This is a genomic window from Aeromonas sp. CA23 (genome assembly GCF_002587065.1).
GTDB lineage: Bacteria > Pseudomonadota > Gammaproteobacteria > Enterobacterales > Aeromonadaceae > Aeromonas > Aeromonas bestiarum.
Map to the genome: position 1 here is coordinate 5,031,729 of NZ_CP023818.1, position 16,920 is coordinate 5,048,648.

A 16,920-nucleotide genomic window follows, 5' to 3' on the forward strand; every position below is an offset into this window, starting at 1 on the left:
GTTATCGGTTCGGCTGGCCAAAGCTTGAGTCGGGAATGAGGCATGGATCTTGCTAATTATTTGCGGTGTGCTGTGCAACGCACGGTTCTGTGGTCTGTATCGGCCGGTGCCATCACTTCAACAGGGGTGAGAGGGCCGACCCGCATATTCAAGGTGTTTGTCATGAAATTACCGCTGCTGTTAACCCTGCTGCTGGCCAGCCTGTCGGTCCGGGCAGAGCTTATCGAAGCCCAGGGCAGTGCCGCCATCCTGGGGGGCGACGAGGTCTATGCCCGCGAGCAGGCGACCCGCGACGCCCTGCGCCAGGCCCTGCTGGCGAGCGGCGCCGCCGTCTCCAGCATCCAGCGTCTGGAAAACGGCAGCCTGCGCTCCGAGCAGATCCAGATCCGCTCCGGCGGCGACATCCGCCAGTACCGGCTCAAGCGGGAAGAGGTGCGCAACGGCCGCATGTACATCACGGTACAGGCCGATATCCAGGCCGAACGCCAGATCTGCCAGACCCAGCATTACGCCAAGGATTTGACGCTGGTAAGGCTGCGACTGCGCTACCCGGATCAGGCGAGCTACGGCGCCCTCGACGACATGCCCGCCAACCTGTCCCGTCGCATGTTCGAGACCCTGGCCAACGCGCCGCAAGGGGTGGCCGTGCGCCAGTGGCTGGACGAAAACCTGCGCATAGACCCGCTCCACCTGCAACAGGGGGATCGCAGCGCCCTCGAGGAGATCAAGGCCCTCAGCCTGCGCACCGACAGCCAGTATCTGGTGCTCGGCAGCATAGATGACCTCTCCATCGAGCCCCAGGGCAACCAGCTGACCAGCTGGTACGAAGATCCCATCCGCAACTTTCGCATGCAGCTCTACCTGTTCGACGGCATCAACGGCAGCCTGCTCAGCCGCAAGGAGTATCAGGGCCGCGCTAACTGGACCTTCGGCAAGCGGGATCAGATAGGCAGCAGCAGCGGCCAGTTCTGGCAGTCCAGCTATGGCCAGGAGGTGAACTATCAGTTGCAGGAGGCGGTGCAGGATCTGGTAGCCCAGCTCAACTGCGCCCCGGTCACCGCCCGGGTGATAGGCCAGAACGAACGCGGCCCCCACATCAACCTGGGCCGGCGCAACGGCGTCAGACTGGGGGATCAGTTCCGCATCCAGCACAGCGCCGACTTCATCGACCCCTATGGCAAGTCACGCATGATGCGCAACCCGGCCGACGGCCTGTTCGAAGTGGTACAGGTATTCGAGGACGGCGCCATCATCAGCAGTCAGAACAAATATTCGCCGTTTAACATCCAGATCGGGGATTTGGCAGTATTGGAATAAGAATCAAGGGTTTAAAAGGGAGCGGCTTCTTGTATAATGCCCGCCACAAGGCTCCCGTAGCTCAGTAGGATAGAGCGGTCCCCTCCTAAGGGACAGGCCACTGGTTCGACTCCAGTCGGGAGCACCATATAAAACAAGGGGTTGGCATCGTTATGGTGCCAACCCCTTGGTCGTTTTTGGGCCGGATGACACACCCGCTATCAGGCCAGATGGAAGAGTGAGGAGAGCTCCATGCTGATCGGGCTGTTGTCGGGGTGCGATGGCATTATCTCTTGCATATAAGCCCACCACTGCTGGCAGATGGCCGTGCTGGCCACCTCGCGCCAGCGCCCCTCATCTTCAATCTCGACGTAACCAAACAGCTGACAGCTCTCCGGGTGGAGAAAGATGCTGTAGTTGCTTGCCCCGTGCGCCTTCAGGGTTGCGGCCAGCTCGGGCCAGAGTTCATCGTGACGGCGACGGTATTCCACCTCGCAGCCAGGGTGCACCGACATCAGGAACGCCTTGCGGATCATCTTGTCGCTCCTTATGCCATGCCCATGCCGACCAGATTGGCGGCACCGACTATCACCAGCATGCCGATGCAGAGGATCCGCACCGGACGAGTGCCGACCCCTTTCCATTCCGCCATCAACAGCCCCACGATACCGCCACACAACACATAACCGCTCATGTGCAGCATCCAGTTCACGAAGGAGAGGTGTTCGGGGATGCTGGCTTCGCCCCAGGCATAAAAGAAGAACTGCAGATACCACATGATGCCACCGGCCGCGGCCAGCAAGCCATTGAGCAGCAAACTCCGCGCTGGCTGGGCCAGATCATTGCGCAGTGACAGTTCGGGGCGAGTTGCCAGCCGGATGAAGCAGTAGGCCATGTTGACGATGGCCCCACCGCCCATGATGATGCCGTAGCTCGGCAACACGGCGTAGAGCGGGTTGATGCCAAGTGCCAGCGATGCCTGCCGGATGGGGGCCGCGGCTTCCAGCCCGAAGGCAAATCCCGAGGAGAAGATGCCGCACATCACCGCCAGCAGCAGCCCCTTCTTCAGGTTGAACTCCCGGGTAGTCGTGCCCAGGGCAATCTCTTTCTGATGCCCAGCCCAGGTGACTATGCCTATGCCGATCAATGCGACAAAGACACCGAGCAGGGTGATTTGGCCACTGGCCGTGGTGAGCAGCTGACCAAATTCTCCACGCAATATGGGTGGCATCAGGGTGCCCACCACCAGGGTCACGCCGATGGCGATCCCTATGCCCAGAGACATGCCCAGATAGCGCATGGTCAAGCCATAGTTGACATTGCCTATCCCCCACATGGCACCGAACAGAAACATGCCCCAGAATGCCTTGCTGTCCACCACGCTGTAGAAGGCGCCGAAGTCATCGATCAGCGTGGAGGTGACCAGCCAGGGCAACAGGATCCATGAAAACAGGCCGGCGAAGGCCCAGGTGGTTTCCCACGACCAGCGCCGGACCTTGCTGAGGGGCGCATAGAAGGAGGCCGCCGAGGCGGCGCCAACCAGATGCCAACCGATTCCCGATACGATTGCAGACATGAGATGTTCCTTGCTTGAGGTTTGATTGTGTTTTTGCTTCCCGATGGAGGGAAGCGTCCTTGATGACAACCGCGCTGTTTTTGTTGTTTTTCTGACGCCCGCCACACATGGCGGGCGTCAGCAGAGGGTGAACTCAGCGACGAGTGAGCAGCTCCTGCACCTCGTACTCCTTGACGGCATCGAGCCAGTCGACGCCCACCGCTACCCCTTCACGGGCGCAGGCGTAGTCCCAGACGGCTTGCCACGGCAGGCTGCGGGTCTCCTCCATCAGGGCCAGCCGGGTCGAGTAATCCCCCTTGCATTCGGCCTGACGCAGCATCTCAATGGGCTCGAGCAGAGCACGCAACAGCGCCTTCTTCATGTTGCGGGTACCGATAACCCAGGCCGCGATGCGGTTGATGGAGGCATCGAAGAAGTCGAGGCCGATATGCACCCGCGCCAGCAACTCATTGCGGATGATTTCATTGGCGATGGCCTGGGTTTCGTCATCCAGCAGCACCACGTGGTCGCTGTCCCAGCGCACCGGGCGGCTGACGTGCAGCAGCAGGTGCCGGACAAACAGGGAGGCCGCGCTGATCTTGTCGCTGATGACCTCGGTGGGGTGAAAATGGCCGGCATCCAGACACAGGGCTATGTCACGGGAGCTGGCATAACCCAGGTAGAACTCGTTTGACCCGACCGTGTAGGACTCGGCTCCTATGCCGAACAACTTGCTCTCCACGGCATCTATGTGGTGCGCCTCGTCGATCCGCTCGGCCAGCACCTCATCCAGTGCCGCCATCAGCCGCTGACGCGGCCCGAGCCGGTCGGCGGGCAGATCCTTCATGCCGTCCGGGATCCAGATGTTCATCACGGACGGCGTACCCAGCGCCTGACCAAAGGAGGCCGAGATACGACGGCTCGCCTTGCAGTGATCGATCCAGAAGCGGCGGATTTCGGGATCCGGATGTGACAGCGTCATGCCATCGGCGCTCAGCGGATGGGAGAAACAGCTGGGGTTGAAGTCCAGACCCACGCCTCTCTCCTTGGCCCAGCTCACCCAGTTGGCGAAGTGTTTGGGTTCAATCTTGTCCCGCGCAACCGGGCTCTCCGCCTCCAGATAGATGGCGTGCAGGTTGAGCCGCTTGGCCCCCGGGATCAGTGACATCGCCAGATCCAGATCGCGACGCAGCTCGATGGCATCGCGCGCCTTGCCCGGATAGTTGCCGGTCGCCTGAATGCCGCCGGTCAGGGCGCCGGCATCCGCTTCGAAGCCACCGACATCGTCCCCTTGCCAGCAGTGCATGGAGACGGGAATGGTGGCCAGGGTAGTCAACGCCTGATCCACATCGACGCCGAGGGCGGCATATTGCTGTTTGGCCAGGGCAAAGGCGGTTTCAATATTCGGGTTCATACAACTTCCTCTATTAACGTGTCTGAATGGGTGTGCGCGCAGAGCGCGGCAAAGCGCGTCCGGTAATGGTCCAGCTGCGGGACCTCATGCGGATGCAGGGTGTCGATGCGGGTGTTGTGGCGGATCAGGCGGCGCACGTCCGCCAGATCCTGTAAAAGGCCCAGCCCCTTGAGCTGCCAGCCGATGTTGCCGAGCGCCGAGGCCTCCACAGGCCCGGTGAGCACTGTGCATTGGCAGATGTCGGCGCAAAGCTGGTTGAGCAACCGGTTCTGGGAGCCGCCGCCTACGATGTGCAACCTGGTGATGGGCTCGCCGGTGACGCTCTCCAGCTCCCTGAGCACCTGGTCGTAGCACAGCGCCAGGCTGTCCAGCACGCAGCGCACCAGCTCGCCCGGGTTCTGCGGCGTGCCCTGTCCCGTCTCCTGACAGAAATGCTGGATGGCGCTGCGCATGCAGGCGGGATTGAGAAAACGTTCGTCGTTGGGGTGAATGAGGTAAGCAAAGGGCTCGGCCTGTTCCGCCTGCGCCACCAACTCTGCGAAGCCCAGCTGCGGCCACAGCGCCTGCAGCCCCTGCACCAGCCACAACCCCATGACGTTCTTGAGCAGACGCCAGGTTCCCTCCACTCCCCCTTCATTGGTGAGGTTGGCAGCCAGTGCGGCAGCATCGGTCAGCGGAGCCTTGCGCTCGACCCCGACCAGCGACCAGGTGCCCGAGCTGATATAGGCAGCGCCGCGTCCGCTCAGCGGGGTGGCGACTATGGCCGAGCCGGTATCGTGAGTGGCAGGCAGGATGACGCTGACCTGACGGCCGGAGGGGCTGATCCAGTGACCCAGCCGGGTGCCGGGGGCGGCGATCGGCTGCAGCCACTTGCCCCCTTCGCCGATCAACGCAATCAGTTCGGGATCCCAATCCCTGCTGCGGGCATTCACCAGCTGACTGGTGGAGGCATTGGTAAATTCACAGCTGAACTGGCCGGTCAGCCGATAGTGCAGGTAATCGGGGATCAGCAGCAGACGTGTGACCTTGTCCAGCCAGGCCGGTTTTTCATCGAGCAGGGCCCGGATCTGATAGAGGCTGTTGAACTTGAGGAACTGGATACCGCTGCGACGATAGATCTCATCGCGGGACAACTGCTGCCAGACCCGCTCCGGCACACCGTCGGTACGGGCATCGCGATAAGCCACAGCGTCACCGAGCATCTGGCCCGCCGCATCCAGCAGTACAAAATCGACCCCCCAGGAGTCGATACCCACCGCATCGAGCGCAATGCCCGCGGCATCAATTTTTTCCAGCCCGAGCAAGATATTGGAAAAGAGCCGTTCCGGTTCCCAGCAATCATGCCCATTGCTATGCACCATGCCATTGGTAAAGCGATGCATCTCCTGCATGGTGATATTGTCATTGACCGGATCATAGCTGGCCCATATTACCCGCCCGCTGGAGGCGCCTAAATCCACTGCCGCAATATTGACTGACATCGAACCGACTCCATAAATTTCGATGTCGTCACTCTAGGTTCCCTGATGGTTGGCAACCTTTCTGTTGCGGCCAAATAAATATGCTCAGCTGGCATAAAAATCGAGAAATAGAGACTGAATGACAATTGTGTGAGTGAGGTCAAATAACGCCACGGCATAAAAGGAAGCAATCGAGACTCGTTGATAAATAAATGCGAGGTAACTGTGAAAACCCTCACGAAACCCGTGCTATTTGATTGACCGGAGCCGGCGCCTGCGCATATTCACTGCTCATCACCTCATGAAGAGAGCGACCATGTTTCGCCTGCAACAGACCGATTTTTTTGACCACAACAAGGTCATCAGCGTATTGCCACGCGCTCCGCAGGAACCCTTTCCGGAGCACTGTCATTCGTTTCATGAACTCGTGCTGATCAAATCTGGCTGTGCCATCCACATCACGGACGGCAGCGCCGTGCATATCCGCCGCGGCAGTGTCTTCTACCTGCGCGAAGACGATGCCCATATGTTCGATCAGATGAAGGATCTCTGCCTGACCAACGTGCTGTTCAGGCCGGAGGGATTCCACTTCGCAGACGGGTTGCAAACCCTGCTGCAAACCAGCTGCCATCCGGCCAGTGGCGGACTGCGACTCCCCCCTTCCCTGCAACCGCAGAGCGAGCTGCTGCTGAACCAGATAGCGGCAGAAAACAGCCGGCGAGATGCCTGTTCTCCGGTGATGATCGAAGCACTGTTTTCCCAGTTGGCCGTGCTGCTCTGGCGTACCCGTCAGCAAGGAGGGGAAGCGGGCGGCAAGGGGGAAGGGGATCAGGAAAGGCTGTTGGCCCTCATTAATTATCTCGATGAAAACTATCAGGAAGAGATCGACTGGAGCCAACTGTCTGAACGTTTTTCCATTCCGCTGCGCACCCTGAACCGAAAAATACAGGAATATACTGGCTTGACCCCCAACAATTATCTCGGACGAGTGCGACTCTGCCATGCATCCTGGTTGCTCAGCCATACCAATAAATCGGTTACAGATATCGCATTTGAGAGTGGATTCAATGATGGCAATTATTTTTCGAGCAAATTTCACCATGCCTTTGAGCTGACGCCACTGCAATACAGAAAACGCTATAAATAAACTTCAATTCTTGGCCACTATATTTCCCTCACGGGCCAAAGGTTAAAGGCCGTCCGCCACAACAAGCTTAATATCCCCTTAATTTCATCCAAAGAAGAGGGATATCTGATGGCTTTTGCATTGTGTCTACCCCAGATCAGCCTGTCCGGCAGTGGAGCCATCCACGATCTGGTGCAATTGATGTGCAACCAGCCCGCCCGTCGTCCGCTGATCGTGACCGAGCGAGCCCTGATCTCGCTTGGTCTGCTGGACGGTCTGCTCGGCGCACTGCGTGATCATGGCTTCACCCCCCAGGTTTATGACGGCGTAGAGCCCAACCCGACCGATAAGGTTGCCAGCGCGGCGCTGGCAACCTGGCAGGCCGGGCAGTGCGATGCACTCATCGGCTTTGGCGGTGGCAGCGCCATGGATACCGCCAAGGCGGTGCGCGCCCTGGTTGCCAACCCGGGCAAACAGGTCCATGACTTCGAAGGCATCGGCAAGGTCGTCCACACGGGCCCCTTCATGGCCTGCATCAGCACCACCTCGGGCACGGCCGCCGAAGTGACCAGCAATGCGGTGATCACCGACACCCGGCGCAAGGTCAAAATGGTCATCATAGACGCTGCACTGATACCGACAGTGGCAGTCAACGATCCCACCCTGATGGTGGGACTGCCCCCGGCCGTTACCGCCGCCACCGGCATGGATGCCCTGACCCATGCCATTGAGGCCTATGTCTCCATCGGTGCCCATGTGCTGACCGATCACTCGGCCCTCGCCGCCATCCGGGTGATTGCCGAATATCTGCCGCAAGCGGTGGCGAACGGCCAGGATCTGACCGCTCGCGAGATGATGGCCCACGGCCAGTTCCTGGCCGGCATGGCGTTCAACAGCGCAGGGCTTGGCTACGTGCACTCTCTCGCTCATCAGCCCGGCGCCACCCACAACCTGCCGCACGGCGTGTGCAACGCCATCCTGCTGCCGGTGGTCTGCGAGTTCAATCTGGCCGTCAGGGAGGATCGCTTCGCCGACATAGCCGCCGCCATGGGGGTAGATACCAGTGCCATGAGCAAGGCTGGTGCCGCCGTTGCCGCCATCCAGGCCATTCGCGCACTCTCCGCCCGGGTGGGTATTCCCGGTGGCCTGCATGAACTCGGTATACAGCCTGGGGATCTCGCCGGCTGGGTCGATGCCGCCGCCGCCGATCCCTGTTCCGGCTGTGCCCCCCGGGTGGCCAGCAAGACAGAGCTGCTGGCCCTCTATCAAGCCGCGTTCTGACCCCGAACCCGACACGACAAGCGGCCGCCCCCTGGCGGCCTCTCTGTTTTCAACAGCCTGCATCCAGCCCTCCGCCCCTTTGTGCACTTCTTGAAAATCCGGCCAACTCCGCTCCTGGCTTGGCGCCCCCGTTGAGGCTCGACGCCGCGCCACTGGTTACAGTGGCCCCACTCACAATGGCTCTTCAACGCAAGGTAGAGGGAATGATGCAGCAGATTGAATTCAACGCAGCCGTGCGGGCTGAAATCGAGAAGGTCGTCGAGGTATCCGCCTATTTGTGGCAACGAGAGTGGGCCGAACGCAACGGCGGCAACATCTCCGTCGATCTCACCGACATCTTTGGGCAGGCGCCCGCCGACCTGAGCCAGTATCCCCACTGCCCCCTGTCCATGGTAGGGGGGGAAGGCGCCTTCCCGGCCGACAGCGCCGGTCATGTCTTCTTCGTCAAGGGCACGGGGGAACGCATACGCGAGCTGCGCAGCCCGGAGCTCGCGGGCTGCGTCCTGCGGATCGATGACGAGGCCCGGGGTTACCATATCCTGTGGGGAGGCCGTGGCTTGCACGACTACCAGCCCACCAGCGAATTCATCTCCCACGTAGAGATCGTCATGGACAAGCAGCGCCGGGGCGCAGCCGATCGCTGCGTGGTACACACACATCCGCTCGAGCTGATTGCGCTCTCTCACCATCCCCGTTATGCCCGTGACAGCGCCGCTTACACCCACGCCTGCTGGAAGATGTTGCCCGAGGTGCGGGCCTTCGTGCCACGCGGCATAGGTGTGGTGCCCTACTGCATGCCCGGCAGCCAGACCATGGCGGATGGCACCACGGCCGCCCTGCGCCAGCACGATGTGGCCATCTGGGAAAAACATGGTGCCGTGGCCACAGGGACGGATGCACTGATGGCCTTTGACTTCGTCGATGTGGCGAACAAGGGGGCCAAGCTGCACCTGATGTGTCTCGCCAGCGGTTTCGAGCCGGAAGGGGTCAGCCCACAGGACATGCAGGCGCTGCAGGAAACCTTCGGTCTGTAGCAAGCGGCCGGTATAGGCCCTGCCAGCGGGGCTTATGGCGATGCCGCGCTCAAAACCACTGCACCTCAGGGAGGGCCGGTCTGCTAGACTGGCCCTCTTTTTGTTCATTCATCTGCAAAGGAGTGTTGGATGTCTGCTTCTTCCTGGTGGGACAGGTCCACCGGTTTTGCGCTGCTGACCATACTGCTGTGGGCCTCGCTGGCGGCGCTCACCTCCCGGATCACCAGCGTGTCGCCTCTGGTGCTGGTGGGGCTGGTGCTCTTCTTCTGCGGCGCCGGTGCCCTGCCGTTCTGGCGCCAGTGGCGGGCTCGCCCCATCACCTGGCTGGTCACGGTGGCGGCGCTGCTGTTCTACCATCTGCTGCTGTTCATGAGCTTTCGCCACGCCCCCGTGCTGGAGGCGAACCTCATCAATTATCTCTGGCCCCTGTGCATCATACTGTTCACTCCCCTGCTGCTGCCGGGCCATCCGCTCCATGCCCGCCACCTGCTGGCCGGCGCGCTCGGGCTGGCGGGTTCCGTGCTGGTGATGGTCAACGGCGAGTTGCAGCTGCAGCAGGCCTATCTGCCCGGCTACCTGCTGGCGCTCGGCGCCGCCATCATCTGGGGTGCCTACTCTGTGCTCTCCCGCCGGCTGCCCCCCGCCCCGGCAGTGGTGACGGCGGCGGCCTGCCTGCCCGCCGGATTGCTGGCACTGCTGCTGGCACTCTGGCTGGAAGGGCCGCTGCCCCTCGAACAGATCCCCGCCGGCGACTGGTGGCTGATCCTGGGGCTGGCGCTCGGGCCCATGGGGGCGGCCTTCGTCACCTGGTATCTGGCGCTGCGAGACGGAGATCCCCGTCGCATCGGGGCGCTGGCTTACCTGACCCCGCTGCTGAGCACCCTGTTGCTGGTGCTGCTCAATGGCGAACAGCTGACGCCCCGTCACCTGCTGGCCGGGGCCTTCATCATGGGAGGCGCCCTGCTCGGCATGCTGGGCAAGTCGCCTGCCGCCGGCAAGCAGAAGGAGCCCGCCGCGCCTTCGTTGTCATGACCTCGCCGCCATGCAGCGGCTGTCATAAAAACGCCATATCTCCTGCTTAAGCTCACGCCGACTTCCATTCCAGTGGCTCAAGCAGGAATCCTGACGTGAAAATAGCCCATTACGCCTCCCTCTCTTCCCTGGTACTGCTGCTGGTCGCCGTCGTGCAAGCCGGCGCCCTGTTTCATGGCTGGCAGCAGTTGAACCGGGCCGAACAGGCCCAGCATCAACACGAACGGCTGCAACAGCGGCTGACCGGCACACTGCAGGGCACCCTGCGCGACTACCTCGCCAGCGGCGATCCCCTGCGCCTGACTGAGGCCCAGGCGCTACGCAAGCAGGCGCTCGCCCAGCTGGCGCAGCAGGATGCTGCGCTCACCGCCCCGCTGCGCGCCCTGCTCGAACGGATGGGCACTCGCATCGACGGCGACTATCTGGCGGCGGGCAAGCTCTCCGGCAACAGCCAGTGGCTGCTGCAAAACGCCGAAAACGAGCTGACCGCCCAGGCCAGGGCGCTGCTGCGTTATGGCCAGCAGGGGGCGACGGGCGCAGATCCGGCCAGCGCGGATCGATACCGCCAGGGTGCCACCGACATACTGGCGGCCCTGCCCGGACTCGGCCACCTGCGCCAGAACTACATGGAACAGGCCAGCCCCAAGCTGCTGGAGGGACTGACGTTCGAGCTGGCTGCCATGCAAAAGCAGGCGCAGCAACTGGCCGCCCTGCCGCTGCTCGGCCTGTTTGCTGCGCCGCCTGCCGACGAGTTCACCCTGGGTGAGCCAGAGCACAAGGAGCTGGGCGATCTGCCCAAAGCCGAACTGCTCTCCCTGCTCACGCGCTACCCGCAAGAGCTGGAAAACAGCCGCAAGGCGCTGCAACAGCAGCAGACTGCCCGCCAGGCGGTGCAGCAGGACATCAGCCAGATGCTGCAAGCCACCGGCCAGATGGGGGCCGAGCTTGCCGCCGAGCGGCAGGCGGTCAACCAGCGGCTGGCTGCCATACTCGGCAGCCTGGCGCTCTGTCTGGTGCTGGTCGCGCTGCTGTTTGCCCTGGTGCAGCGCCGCTGGCTGGTCACGCCGCTGCTGCGCCTGCGCGCCGCCTTCCTGCAACTCGACGAGACGGGTCAGGCCGAGACCCTGCCCCAGGGGCGCGAGCGCAACGAGCTCGGCGACATAGTCGCCAGTTACAACCGCCTCATCATGCGCCTGCAACAGGATCAACAGCAGAAGGAGGGGCAGCTGTCGGCGGTCTCACTGAGCCTGCAGGGCATGGTCAATCAGGTCGAAGAGATCCACCACAGCACGCGCACCACGGAACAGGCGGTGGACGAGGGCGATCTGATGATGAACGAGCTGAACCAGCTGGCTGGCGAGGTGCATCAGGTGGCCGCAGAGATAGCGCAGCACGCCCAGCACAACGAGCACTCCATGAGCCAGAGCGAGCAACTGGTGGGGGGCATGTTGCAGGCCACGGCCCAGACCGGGCTTGCCATCGACGAGAGCAGTGGCGCCCTGACCCAGCTCAAGCGTTCGGTGGACGATGTCACCGCCATCGTCGACGTGATAGGTCACATAGCCCAGCAGACCAACCTGCTGGCGCTCAATGCAGCTATAGAGGCTGCCCGGGCGGGGGAGCAGGGGCGCGGGTTTGCGGTGGTGGCCGACGAGGTGCGCCACCTCTCCGCCGACACCCAGCGATCCCTTGGCCAGATCACCGAGATCCTGACGCGGCTCACCCAGGCGGGAGATCTGCTCGGCACTGTGCTGGCGCGGATCACCTCGGAGGCTGCCGCCCAGCGCCAGCAGGCGGAGCAGTTGCGCCAGACCACCCAGGCGGTGCGGGAGATGGCGCGCAGCACAGCCGTCATAGCGCTGCAGGGGGCCGACAACGCCAAGAGCCAGGAACACAAGCTGGCCAGCTTCGCCGATCTCATCGCGCGCATCAGCCAGCACGCCCGCCAGGGCAGCCGCCTCTCGGTGCAGGTGTCGAAGCACATCCATCACCAGGCCAGCCAGATCCCGCGCATCCTCGGCCATCAGGCCTGAATCTCCCGTCCAGATCTCCTTCCGAGTCCACTGCCCCCGCCCCCAACGCGGGGGCATATCTTTTTTTGTGCCACAAAATTATCTGTTGCATACAGGTTAACGAAAAAAGTTATGCCCCTTGTGAGAGATCCGCCCGCGTTGCTGGTCAATTTCACCTGAAAACGCTATCAGCGCCGATATGAGCGGGCTGGGAGTGTCCACAACAAGATCCATGATTATTTGCACTCGGTCATATTTTTGAAACTTGGTGGGAACTTTTCATTGATATTTCGCACCGCGAACGTACTCTTGGAATTGTCCGATAGCCAAGAATCGGAACACAAAAAATAAAATGATGTGATGAACAGAACTGCCCACCGCAGATGTGCCAAGACGTCGCGGCCGCAGACGAGCTACCAGAAATTTTTTGCCCTACGGGGTTTTGATTGCAATGCCAATACCGAGCGGCGGGCCATCGCCTGACTGCCGGACAAAAAAGCTAAGTCCATAAAATCAGGAGCAATACAAAATGGAAAAAGTGATCTTCAAGCGTGCCGCATTGAGCGCAGCCGTTGTTGCCGCCTTGGTCGCCCCCGGTATGGCATTCGCTGCCGACGAAGCCGGTCCTGCCTATGCTGCCGCCGCCAGCAAATTCTATGAAGAAGGCAAACTCAACGGTGGCCTCTTCTACTTCCAGCGTGATCGTCAGCGTATCGATGGCGACCCGACTGCCGCCAAGAAAGAAGGCAAATACCAGTCCAACCTGAGCCATGCCACTACCCAGGCCTCCCTTAACTTCAACTCGGGTTATGCCTGGGACATCGTCGGTATCGACGTGGGGGGCTTCGGTGCCTATGACCTGGCCGTGACCGAGAACCATGCGGTCAACCAGGAGAACGAATTCTCCTTCGCCGGCAACAAGTGGGGCGAAAACTACAAGGATGGCTCCCCCGAGGGTGGCTTCAGCCTGGCCAACGCCTCGCTGAAACTGAAAGCACTGGACGGTGCCATCACCGCCAAGGGCGGCCTGACCCAGCTCTACGTACCGGGCGTGATCGGTGTGAACTGGTCCTATCAGCCGGGTACCTACCGTGGTGGCCAGATCGAGGGTAACTTCGGTGGCCTCTACCTGACCTACGCCATCGCCGACGAGTACAAGTCCCCCTGGTACAAGGAAACCCAGAAGTTCTCCCGCGCCAAGGCATGGATGGATCCGTTCGCCGATGAAAACGTCATCGACTACATCCAGGGTGTAGCCGCACGTTATACCTTCGAAAATGGCACCGCCATCACCGGCTCCTACGGTAACTCCGAAAAATACATGGACAGCTACCACTTCAAGCTGGCCCATAAATTCGACGTGCTGAACGGCCTCTCCACCAGCTATCAGTTCTACGGCTCCGAAACCGACACCTATCAGAAGGGTGGTGCCGACATCGAGACTTATGACGGCATGGCATGGCAACAAGCGCTGACCGCCGCCTGGGGCACAGGCCCGTACGGCTTCCGTCTGGAAGGTCTGTGGACCAAGGCCGAGGGTAACGAAGGCAACTACCTGCCCCGTCTGACCCGTGGCTACGGCAACTCCCAGGGCGCGAACGAAATCTGGTGGGATTCCCGCTCCGACTGGAACGCGAACAACGAGAAAGCACTGTTCTTCGGCGTGACCCGTTCCCTGGATGATCTGGTGGGTGCACCAGGCTGGTCCGTCGGTGTCTCCGGCGCCTACGGCTGGGATATCCAGAAAGGCGACGGCACCAAGGCCACCAACGGTGAAGATACCGAATGGGCAGCCAACTTCGACGTCATGTACACGGTGCAGGATGGCAAGCTGAAAGGCACACTGTTCAAACTGCACTACACAGATTACAACAACGACATCAGCCAGGGCGGCGGTTGGACCGAATACCCGAACATCTTCGCCTCCGAGCATGACGTCAAGTTCCACATCATAATGCCGTTCACCATACTGTAAGCAGGTGGTAGAACCTCAGCAAACCGGGCCACATGGCCCGGTTTTCTTTTTTGTCGCGCTCGGGCTACCATGCCCGCTTCGGCCAGGCTCTGGTCGCCAACAAGGATGACCTTTATGCCCCACCCCTTCGTGCTCATCACCGGCTGCTCCAGCGGCATCGGCCTCGCCGCCGCCAAGGCGCTCGGGGTTCACGGCTTCACAGTGATCGCCTCCGCCCGCAAGGCCGACGATGTGGCACAGCTGCAACAGCAGGGTCTGCAGGCAGTTCAACTGGATCTCGCGGACACCGCCAGCATAGAGCGGGGGGCGGCAGAGGCGCTGGCGCTGGCGGGGGGCCGTCTCTATGGCCTGTTCAACAACGGCGCCTATGGCCAACCCGGCGCGCTGGAGGACTTGCCCACGGAAGCACTGCGTGCCCAGTTCGACACCAACCTGTTTGGCTGGCACCACCTGATCCGCCAGATACTGCCGGCCATGCTGGCGGCAGGAGAGGGACGGATAGTGCAGAACAGCTCTGTGCTGGGGCTGGTGGCCATGAAGTATCGCGGCGCCTACAACGCCAGCAAGTTTGCGCTGGAAGGCTATACAGACACACTGCGCCTGGAACTCGAAGGCAGCGGCGTGCACATCAGCCTGATCGAGCCGGGCCCCATCGATACCCGCTTTCGCGCCAATGCCCGCGCCGCCTTCGTGCGCCATATAGATCCGGCCCAGAGCCGCCATCAGGGCGCCTATCGCCAGACCCTGACCCGGCTGGAAAAAGAGGGAGCCACCAGCGGTTTCACGCTGCCAAGCGAAGCCTGCATACCGCCGCTGCTGCATGCGCTGCAGAGCAAGCGGCCAAAGCATCGCTACCCTGTCACCTTTCCGACCCGGCTGTTTGCGGTATTGCGCCGCCTGCTGCCAAGCCGCTGGCTCGACAGGATCCTAGCCAAATCGGCCTGATCCCGTTGGAGGCGATGGGCATCAGCAACCCAGGTCGGGTTGGCCGCGTAACGGCGTAACCCGACGCATCATCCCTGTTTACCCTCACCTCAATAGTGCTGACCGTCGCTGTAGTAGTGGCTTTTGACGATGGGCAGCACCTGCACCACCACATAGGTCTGCTCCCCCAGCGCCGCCTTCAGGTGGCGGGTGATGAGCGCCGCGGCGGCATCTTGCAGCTCCTGCGGTCGCTCGAACCAGACCAGCTCGACAAACGGAAAACCGGCTTCGATCACCCCGCCGCGTACCCAGTGGCTGTCGATGCACTCCATGGTGACGAACTCCGGTTTGCCACCGGTCAGGGCGCACAGATCCGCCAGCAGGGGCGTGCTTATCTGCTGCAGGGTATCGACGGAGACGGCCCGAAAACGAAGATGGGGCATGGGAAACCTCTTGGCTGTGACGAATGAGGACTTATCATAGGGCTTATTGTTATGAAGAGAAGCCATCCCGCCAACATAAGGTGCCTCATGAGATTTCATCGCACGCTGATTTCCTTCCTGCTCTGCCTGCTGCTGCCGCTGACCGCCTTTGCCGACCCCGCCTTCTATCGGGTGAACAAGGGTGACCAGCAGCACTGGCTGCTGGGCTCCATTCATGCGGGCAAACCCTCGCTCTATCCGCTGCCCGATCCCGTCGAGCGCGCCTGGCAACAGAGCCGCGCCCTGGTGATGGAGGCCGACCTGACCCACATCAGCCAGACGCAGTGGCAGGAGATGGGCGCCATCACCCGGCTGGTGGATGGCAAGACCCTCAAGGATCACGTGCCGCTCGATCTGTATCGGCGCACCATCATAGCCGCCGGCCAGAATGGCCTGACCGAGAACATGCTGGCCCCGCTGCGCCCCTGGTTTGCGGCCATCACCCTGACCCAGGCGGCGCTGGAACGCACCGGTTTCAGCAGCGCGCTAGGGGTGGATCAACACTTCGCCAAGCGCGCCACCGAGAGCGGCAAGCCCATCATCGGCTTCGAGACCCTGCTCGAACAGCTCGGCTACCTCGCCAGCGTCGGTGACAACCAGACCCTGATGCTGGAGAGCACCCTGGATGAGCTGCCCCAGCTTGAAACCGGCTTTCGCGACGTGATGAAGGCGTGGCAGGAGGGGGATCAGGCCGCCCTGGTCAACCTGCTCAAAGCCGAGATGGCGCCGCCCAAGCTGCAAGCCTGGCTGGAGCAGACCCTGCTGGCGGAGCGCAACCGCAACTGGCTGAAGAAGTGGCCGACCCTGCCGAACGAGAGCTTTATCGTGGTAGGCGCTCTGCACCTTTATGGCGACCAGGGGTTGATCGCCCTGCTGGAGCAGCAGGGGTGGCGCATCACACCGCTCACAACGCCTGGCCCAGGCACGGCCGCCAAGTGATGCCCCATCCGTGCGCCTGATCTGCCCGGCGGCTTGGCCGAGTGCGAGGCCGCTCACAGATCCGGCTGCCGGTTAAATAACCACCACGGGACTTGATCGAGATCATCTCGTCACTCCCAAAGAGGTATCTATCATGCCTGTCATCAATGGGATGACAGGAGTGCATGAGATGGAATTTTGGATGAACCTGATGTTCGGCAACAGCGTGGGGCTCATGTCCATGTTGGTGATTATCGGTACCTTCCTGCTGATCAGTTCCTACGCGGCCTATTTCATCTACAAGGTGATGAACGCCAAGCCGCCGAAAGAGGAGCAGTAACACATCTCGTCAGGCGATCCCCCGATCGCCTGTTGTCGCCTGCCCGGCCCGACTGACAGGGCCGTCTGACT

Annotated in this window: 15 protein-coding genes and 1 tRNA gene; 11 read left to right on the forward strand and 5 right to left on the reverse strand. The window is 61.6% G+C overall.

The features are described 5' to 3' along the window. The first annotated feature begins 162 nt into the window (after positions 1-162). Positions 163-1,317, forward strand: coding sequence for a flagellar assembly protein FlgT (locus CK910_RS23220; RefSeq protein ID WP_098984889.1), 1,155 nt, complete (start codon positions 163-165; stop codon positions 1,315-1,317). Positions 1,318-1,367: 50 nt separating this feature from the next. Further along, positions 1,368-1,444 (forward strand) — tRNA-Arg (locus CK910_RS23225). A gap of 73 nt (positions 1,445-1,517) precedes the next feature. Here the strand turns inward: CK910_RS23225 and rhaM are convergent. The 4 genes from rhaM to rhaB form a co-directional block, all read right to left on the reverse strand. Continuing rightward, positions 1,518-1,832, reverse strand: a complete 315-nt coding sequence (gene rhaM / locus CK910_RS23230) for an L-rhamnose mutarotase (protein WP_098984891.1) — start codon at positions 1,830-1,832, stop codon at positions 1,518-1,520. Positions 1,833-1,843: 11 nt separating this feature from the next. Then, a complete protein-coding gene (rhaT, locus tag CK910_RS23235; protein WP_043135025.1) occupies positions 1,844-2,872 on the reverse strand; it encodes an L-rhamnose/proton symporter RhaT in 1,029 nt (342 codons plus the stop codon). Between the two features lie 133 nt (positions 2,873-3,005). Then, positions 3,006-4,265, reverse strand: a complete 1,260-nt coding sequence (locus CK910_RS23240; protein WP_098984893.1) for an L-rhamnose isomerase — start codon at positions 4,263-4,265, stop codon at positions 3,006-3,008. Further along, positions 4,262-5,746 (reverse strand): rhamnulokinase, encoded by a 1,485-nt coding sequence (gene rhaB / locus CK910_RS23245; protein WP_098984894.1) that lies wholly within the window; start codon positions 5,744-5,746, stop codon positions 4,262-4,264. The genes CK910_RS23240 and rhaB overlap by 4 nt, the downstream gene beginning before the upstream one ends. Before the next feature lie 295 nt (positions 5,747-6,041). On the opposite strand from rhaB, the gene CK910_RS23250 reads away from it, so the two are divergent. From CK910_RS23250 to CK910_RS23280, 7 genes are all read left to right on the forward strand, one after another. Continuing rightward, positions 6,042-6,872: a helix-turn-helix domain-containing protein gene (locus CK910_RS23250; RefSeq protein WP_216640170.1), complete on the forward strand. Its 831-nt coding sequence runs from the start codon at positions 6,042-6,044 to the stop codon at positions 6,870-6,872. Between the two features lie 108 nt (positions 6,873-6,980). Further along, positions 6,981-8,132 carry an iron-containing alcohol dehydrogenase gene (locus CK910_RS23255; RefSeq protein WP_098984898.1) on the forward strand — a complete coding sequence of 384 codons (1,152 nt, stop codon included), beginning with the start codon at positions 6,981-6,983 and terminating at the stop codon, positions 8,130-8,132. Between the two features lie 203 nt (positions 8,133-8,335). Next, positions 8,336-9,166, forward strand: a complete 831-nt coding sequence (gene rhaD / locus CK910_RS23260) for a rhamnulose-1-phosphate aldolase (RefSeq protein WP_205619597.1) — start codon at positions 8,336-8,338, stop codon at positions 9,164-9,166. 129 nt (positions 9,167-9,295) lie between these two features. Further along, a complete protein-coding gene (locus tag CK910_RS23265) occupies positions 9,296-10,198 on the forward strand; it encodes a DMT family transporter (protein ID WP_098984901.1) in 903 nt (300 codons plus the stop codon). A 95-nt stretch (positions 10,199-10,293) separates the two neighbouring features. Then, on the forward strand, positions 10,294-12,231 hold the full coding sequence (locus CK910_RS23270) for a methyl-accepting chemotaxis protein (protein ID WP_098984902.1): 1,938 nt from the start codon (positions 10,294-10,296) through the stop codon (positions 12,229-12,231). 508 nt (positions 12,232-12,739) lie between these two features. Beyond that, on the forward strand, positions 12,740-14,185 hold the full coding sequence (locus tag CK910_RS23275; protein ID WP_043554719.1) for an OprD family outer membrane porin: 1,446 nt from the start codon (positions 12,740-12,742) through the stop codon (positions 14,183-14,185). 114 nt (positions 14,186-14,299) lie between these two features. Then, a complete protein-coding gene (locus tag CK910_RS23280) occupies positions 14,300-15,130 on the forward strand; it encodes an SDR family oxidoreductase (RefSeq protein ID WP_098984903.1) in 831 nt (276 codons plus the stop codon). A gap of 89 nt (positions 15,131-15,219) precedes the next feature. On the opposite strand, the gene CK910_RS23285 is transcribed toward CK910_RS23280, so the two are convergent. Then, positions 15,220-15,552 (reverse strand): DUF1904 family protein, encoded by a 333-nt coding sequence (locus CK910_RS23285; protein WP_043135038.1) that lies wholly within the window; start codon positions 15,550-15,552, stop codon positions 15,220-15,222. A gap of 87 nt (positions 15,553-15,639) precedes the next feature. On the opposite strand from CK910_RS23285, the gene CK910_RS23290 reads away from it, so the two are divergent. Both CK910_RS23290 and CK910_RS23295 read left to right on the forward strand, forming a co-directional pair. After that, a complete protein-coding gene (locus tag CK910_RS23290; protein ID WP_098984904.1) occupies positions 15,640-16,530 on the forward strand; it encodes a TraB/GumN family protein in 891 nt (296 codons plus the stop codon). A gap of 133 nt (positions 16,531-16,663) precedes the next feature. Continuing rightward, positions 16,664-16,849, forward strand: a complete 186-nt coding sequence (locus CK910_RS23295) for a DUF3149 domain-containing protein (protein ID WP_098984905.1) — start codon at positions 16,664-16,666, stop codon at positions 16,847-16,849. The last annotated feature ends 71 nt before the right edge of the window (positions 16,850-16,920 follow it).

Excerpts from the sequence above, each read along its gene's own strand:
- CK910_RS23220 (WP_098984889.1), top strand. The coding sequence starts at position 163 with ATGAAATTACCGCTGCTGTTAACCCTGCTGCTGGCCAGCCTGTCGGTC.
- rhaM (WP_098984891.1), bottom strand. The coding sequence starts at position 1,832 with ATGATCCGCAAGGCGTTCCTGATGTCGGTGCACCCTGGCTGCGAGGTG.
- rhaT (WP_043135025.1), bottom strand. The coding sequence starts at position 2,872 with ATGTCTGCAATCGTATCGGGAATCGGTTGGCATCTGGTTGGCGCCGCC.
- CK910_RS23240 (WP_098984893.1), bottom strand. The coding sequence starts at position 4,265 with ATGAACCCGAATATTGAAACCGCCTTTGCCCTGGCCAAACAGCAATAT.
- rhaB (WP_098984894.1), bottom strand. The coding sequence starts at position 5,746 with ATGTCAGTCAATATTGCGGCAGTGGATTTAGGCGCCTCCAGCGGGCGG.
- CK910_RS23250 (WP_216640170.1), top strand. The coding sequence starts at position 6,042 with ATGTTTCGCCTGCAACAGACCGATTTTTTTGACCACAACAAGGTCATC.
- CK910_RS23255 (WP_098984898.1), top strand. The coding sequence starts at position 6,981 with ATGGCTTTTGCATTGTGTCTACCCCAGATCAGCCTGTCCGGCAGTGGA.
- rhaD (WP_205619597.1), top strand. The coding sequence starts at position 8,336 with ATGATGCAGCAGATTGAATTCAACGCAGCCGTGCGGGCTGAAATCGAG.
- CK910_RS23265 (WP_098984901.1), top strand. The coding sequence starts at position 9,296 with ATGTCTGCTTCTTCCTGGTGGGACAGGTCCACCGGTTTTGCGCTGCTG.
- CK910_RS23275 (WP_043554719.1), top strand. The coding sequence starts at position 12,740 with ATGGAAAAAGTGATCTTCAAGCGTGCCGCATTGAGCGCAGCCGTTGTT.
- CK910_RS23280 (WP_098984903.1), top strand. The coding sequence starts at position 14,300 with ATGCCCCACCCCTTCGTGCTCATCACCGGCTGCTCCAGCGGCATCGGC.
- CK910_RS23285 (WP_043135038.1), bottom strand. The coding sequence starts at position 15,552 with ATGCCCCATCTTCGTTTTCGGGCCGTCTCCGTCGATACCCTGCAGCAG.
- CK910_RS23290 (WP_098984904.1), top strand. The coding sequence starts at position 15,640 with ATGAGATTTCATCGCACGCTGATTTCCTTCCTGCTCTGCCTGCTGCTG.
- CK910_RS23295 (WP_098984905.1), top strand. The coding sequence starts at position 16,664 with ATGCCTGTCATCAATGGGATGACAGGAGTGCATGAGATGGAATTTTGG.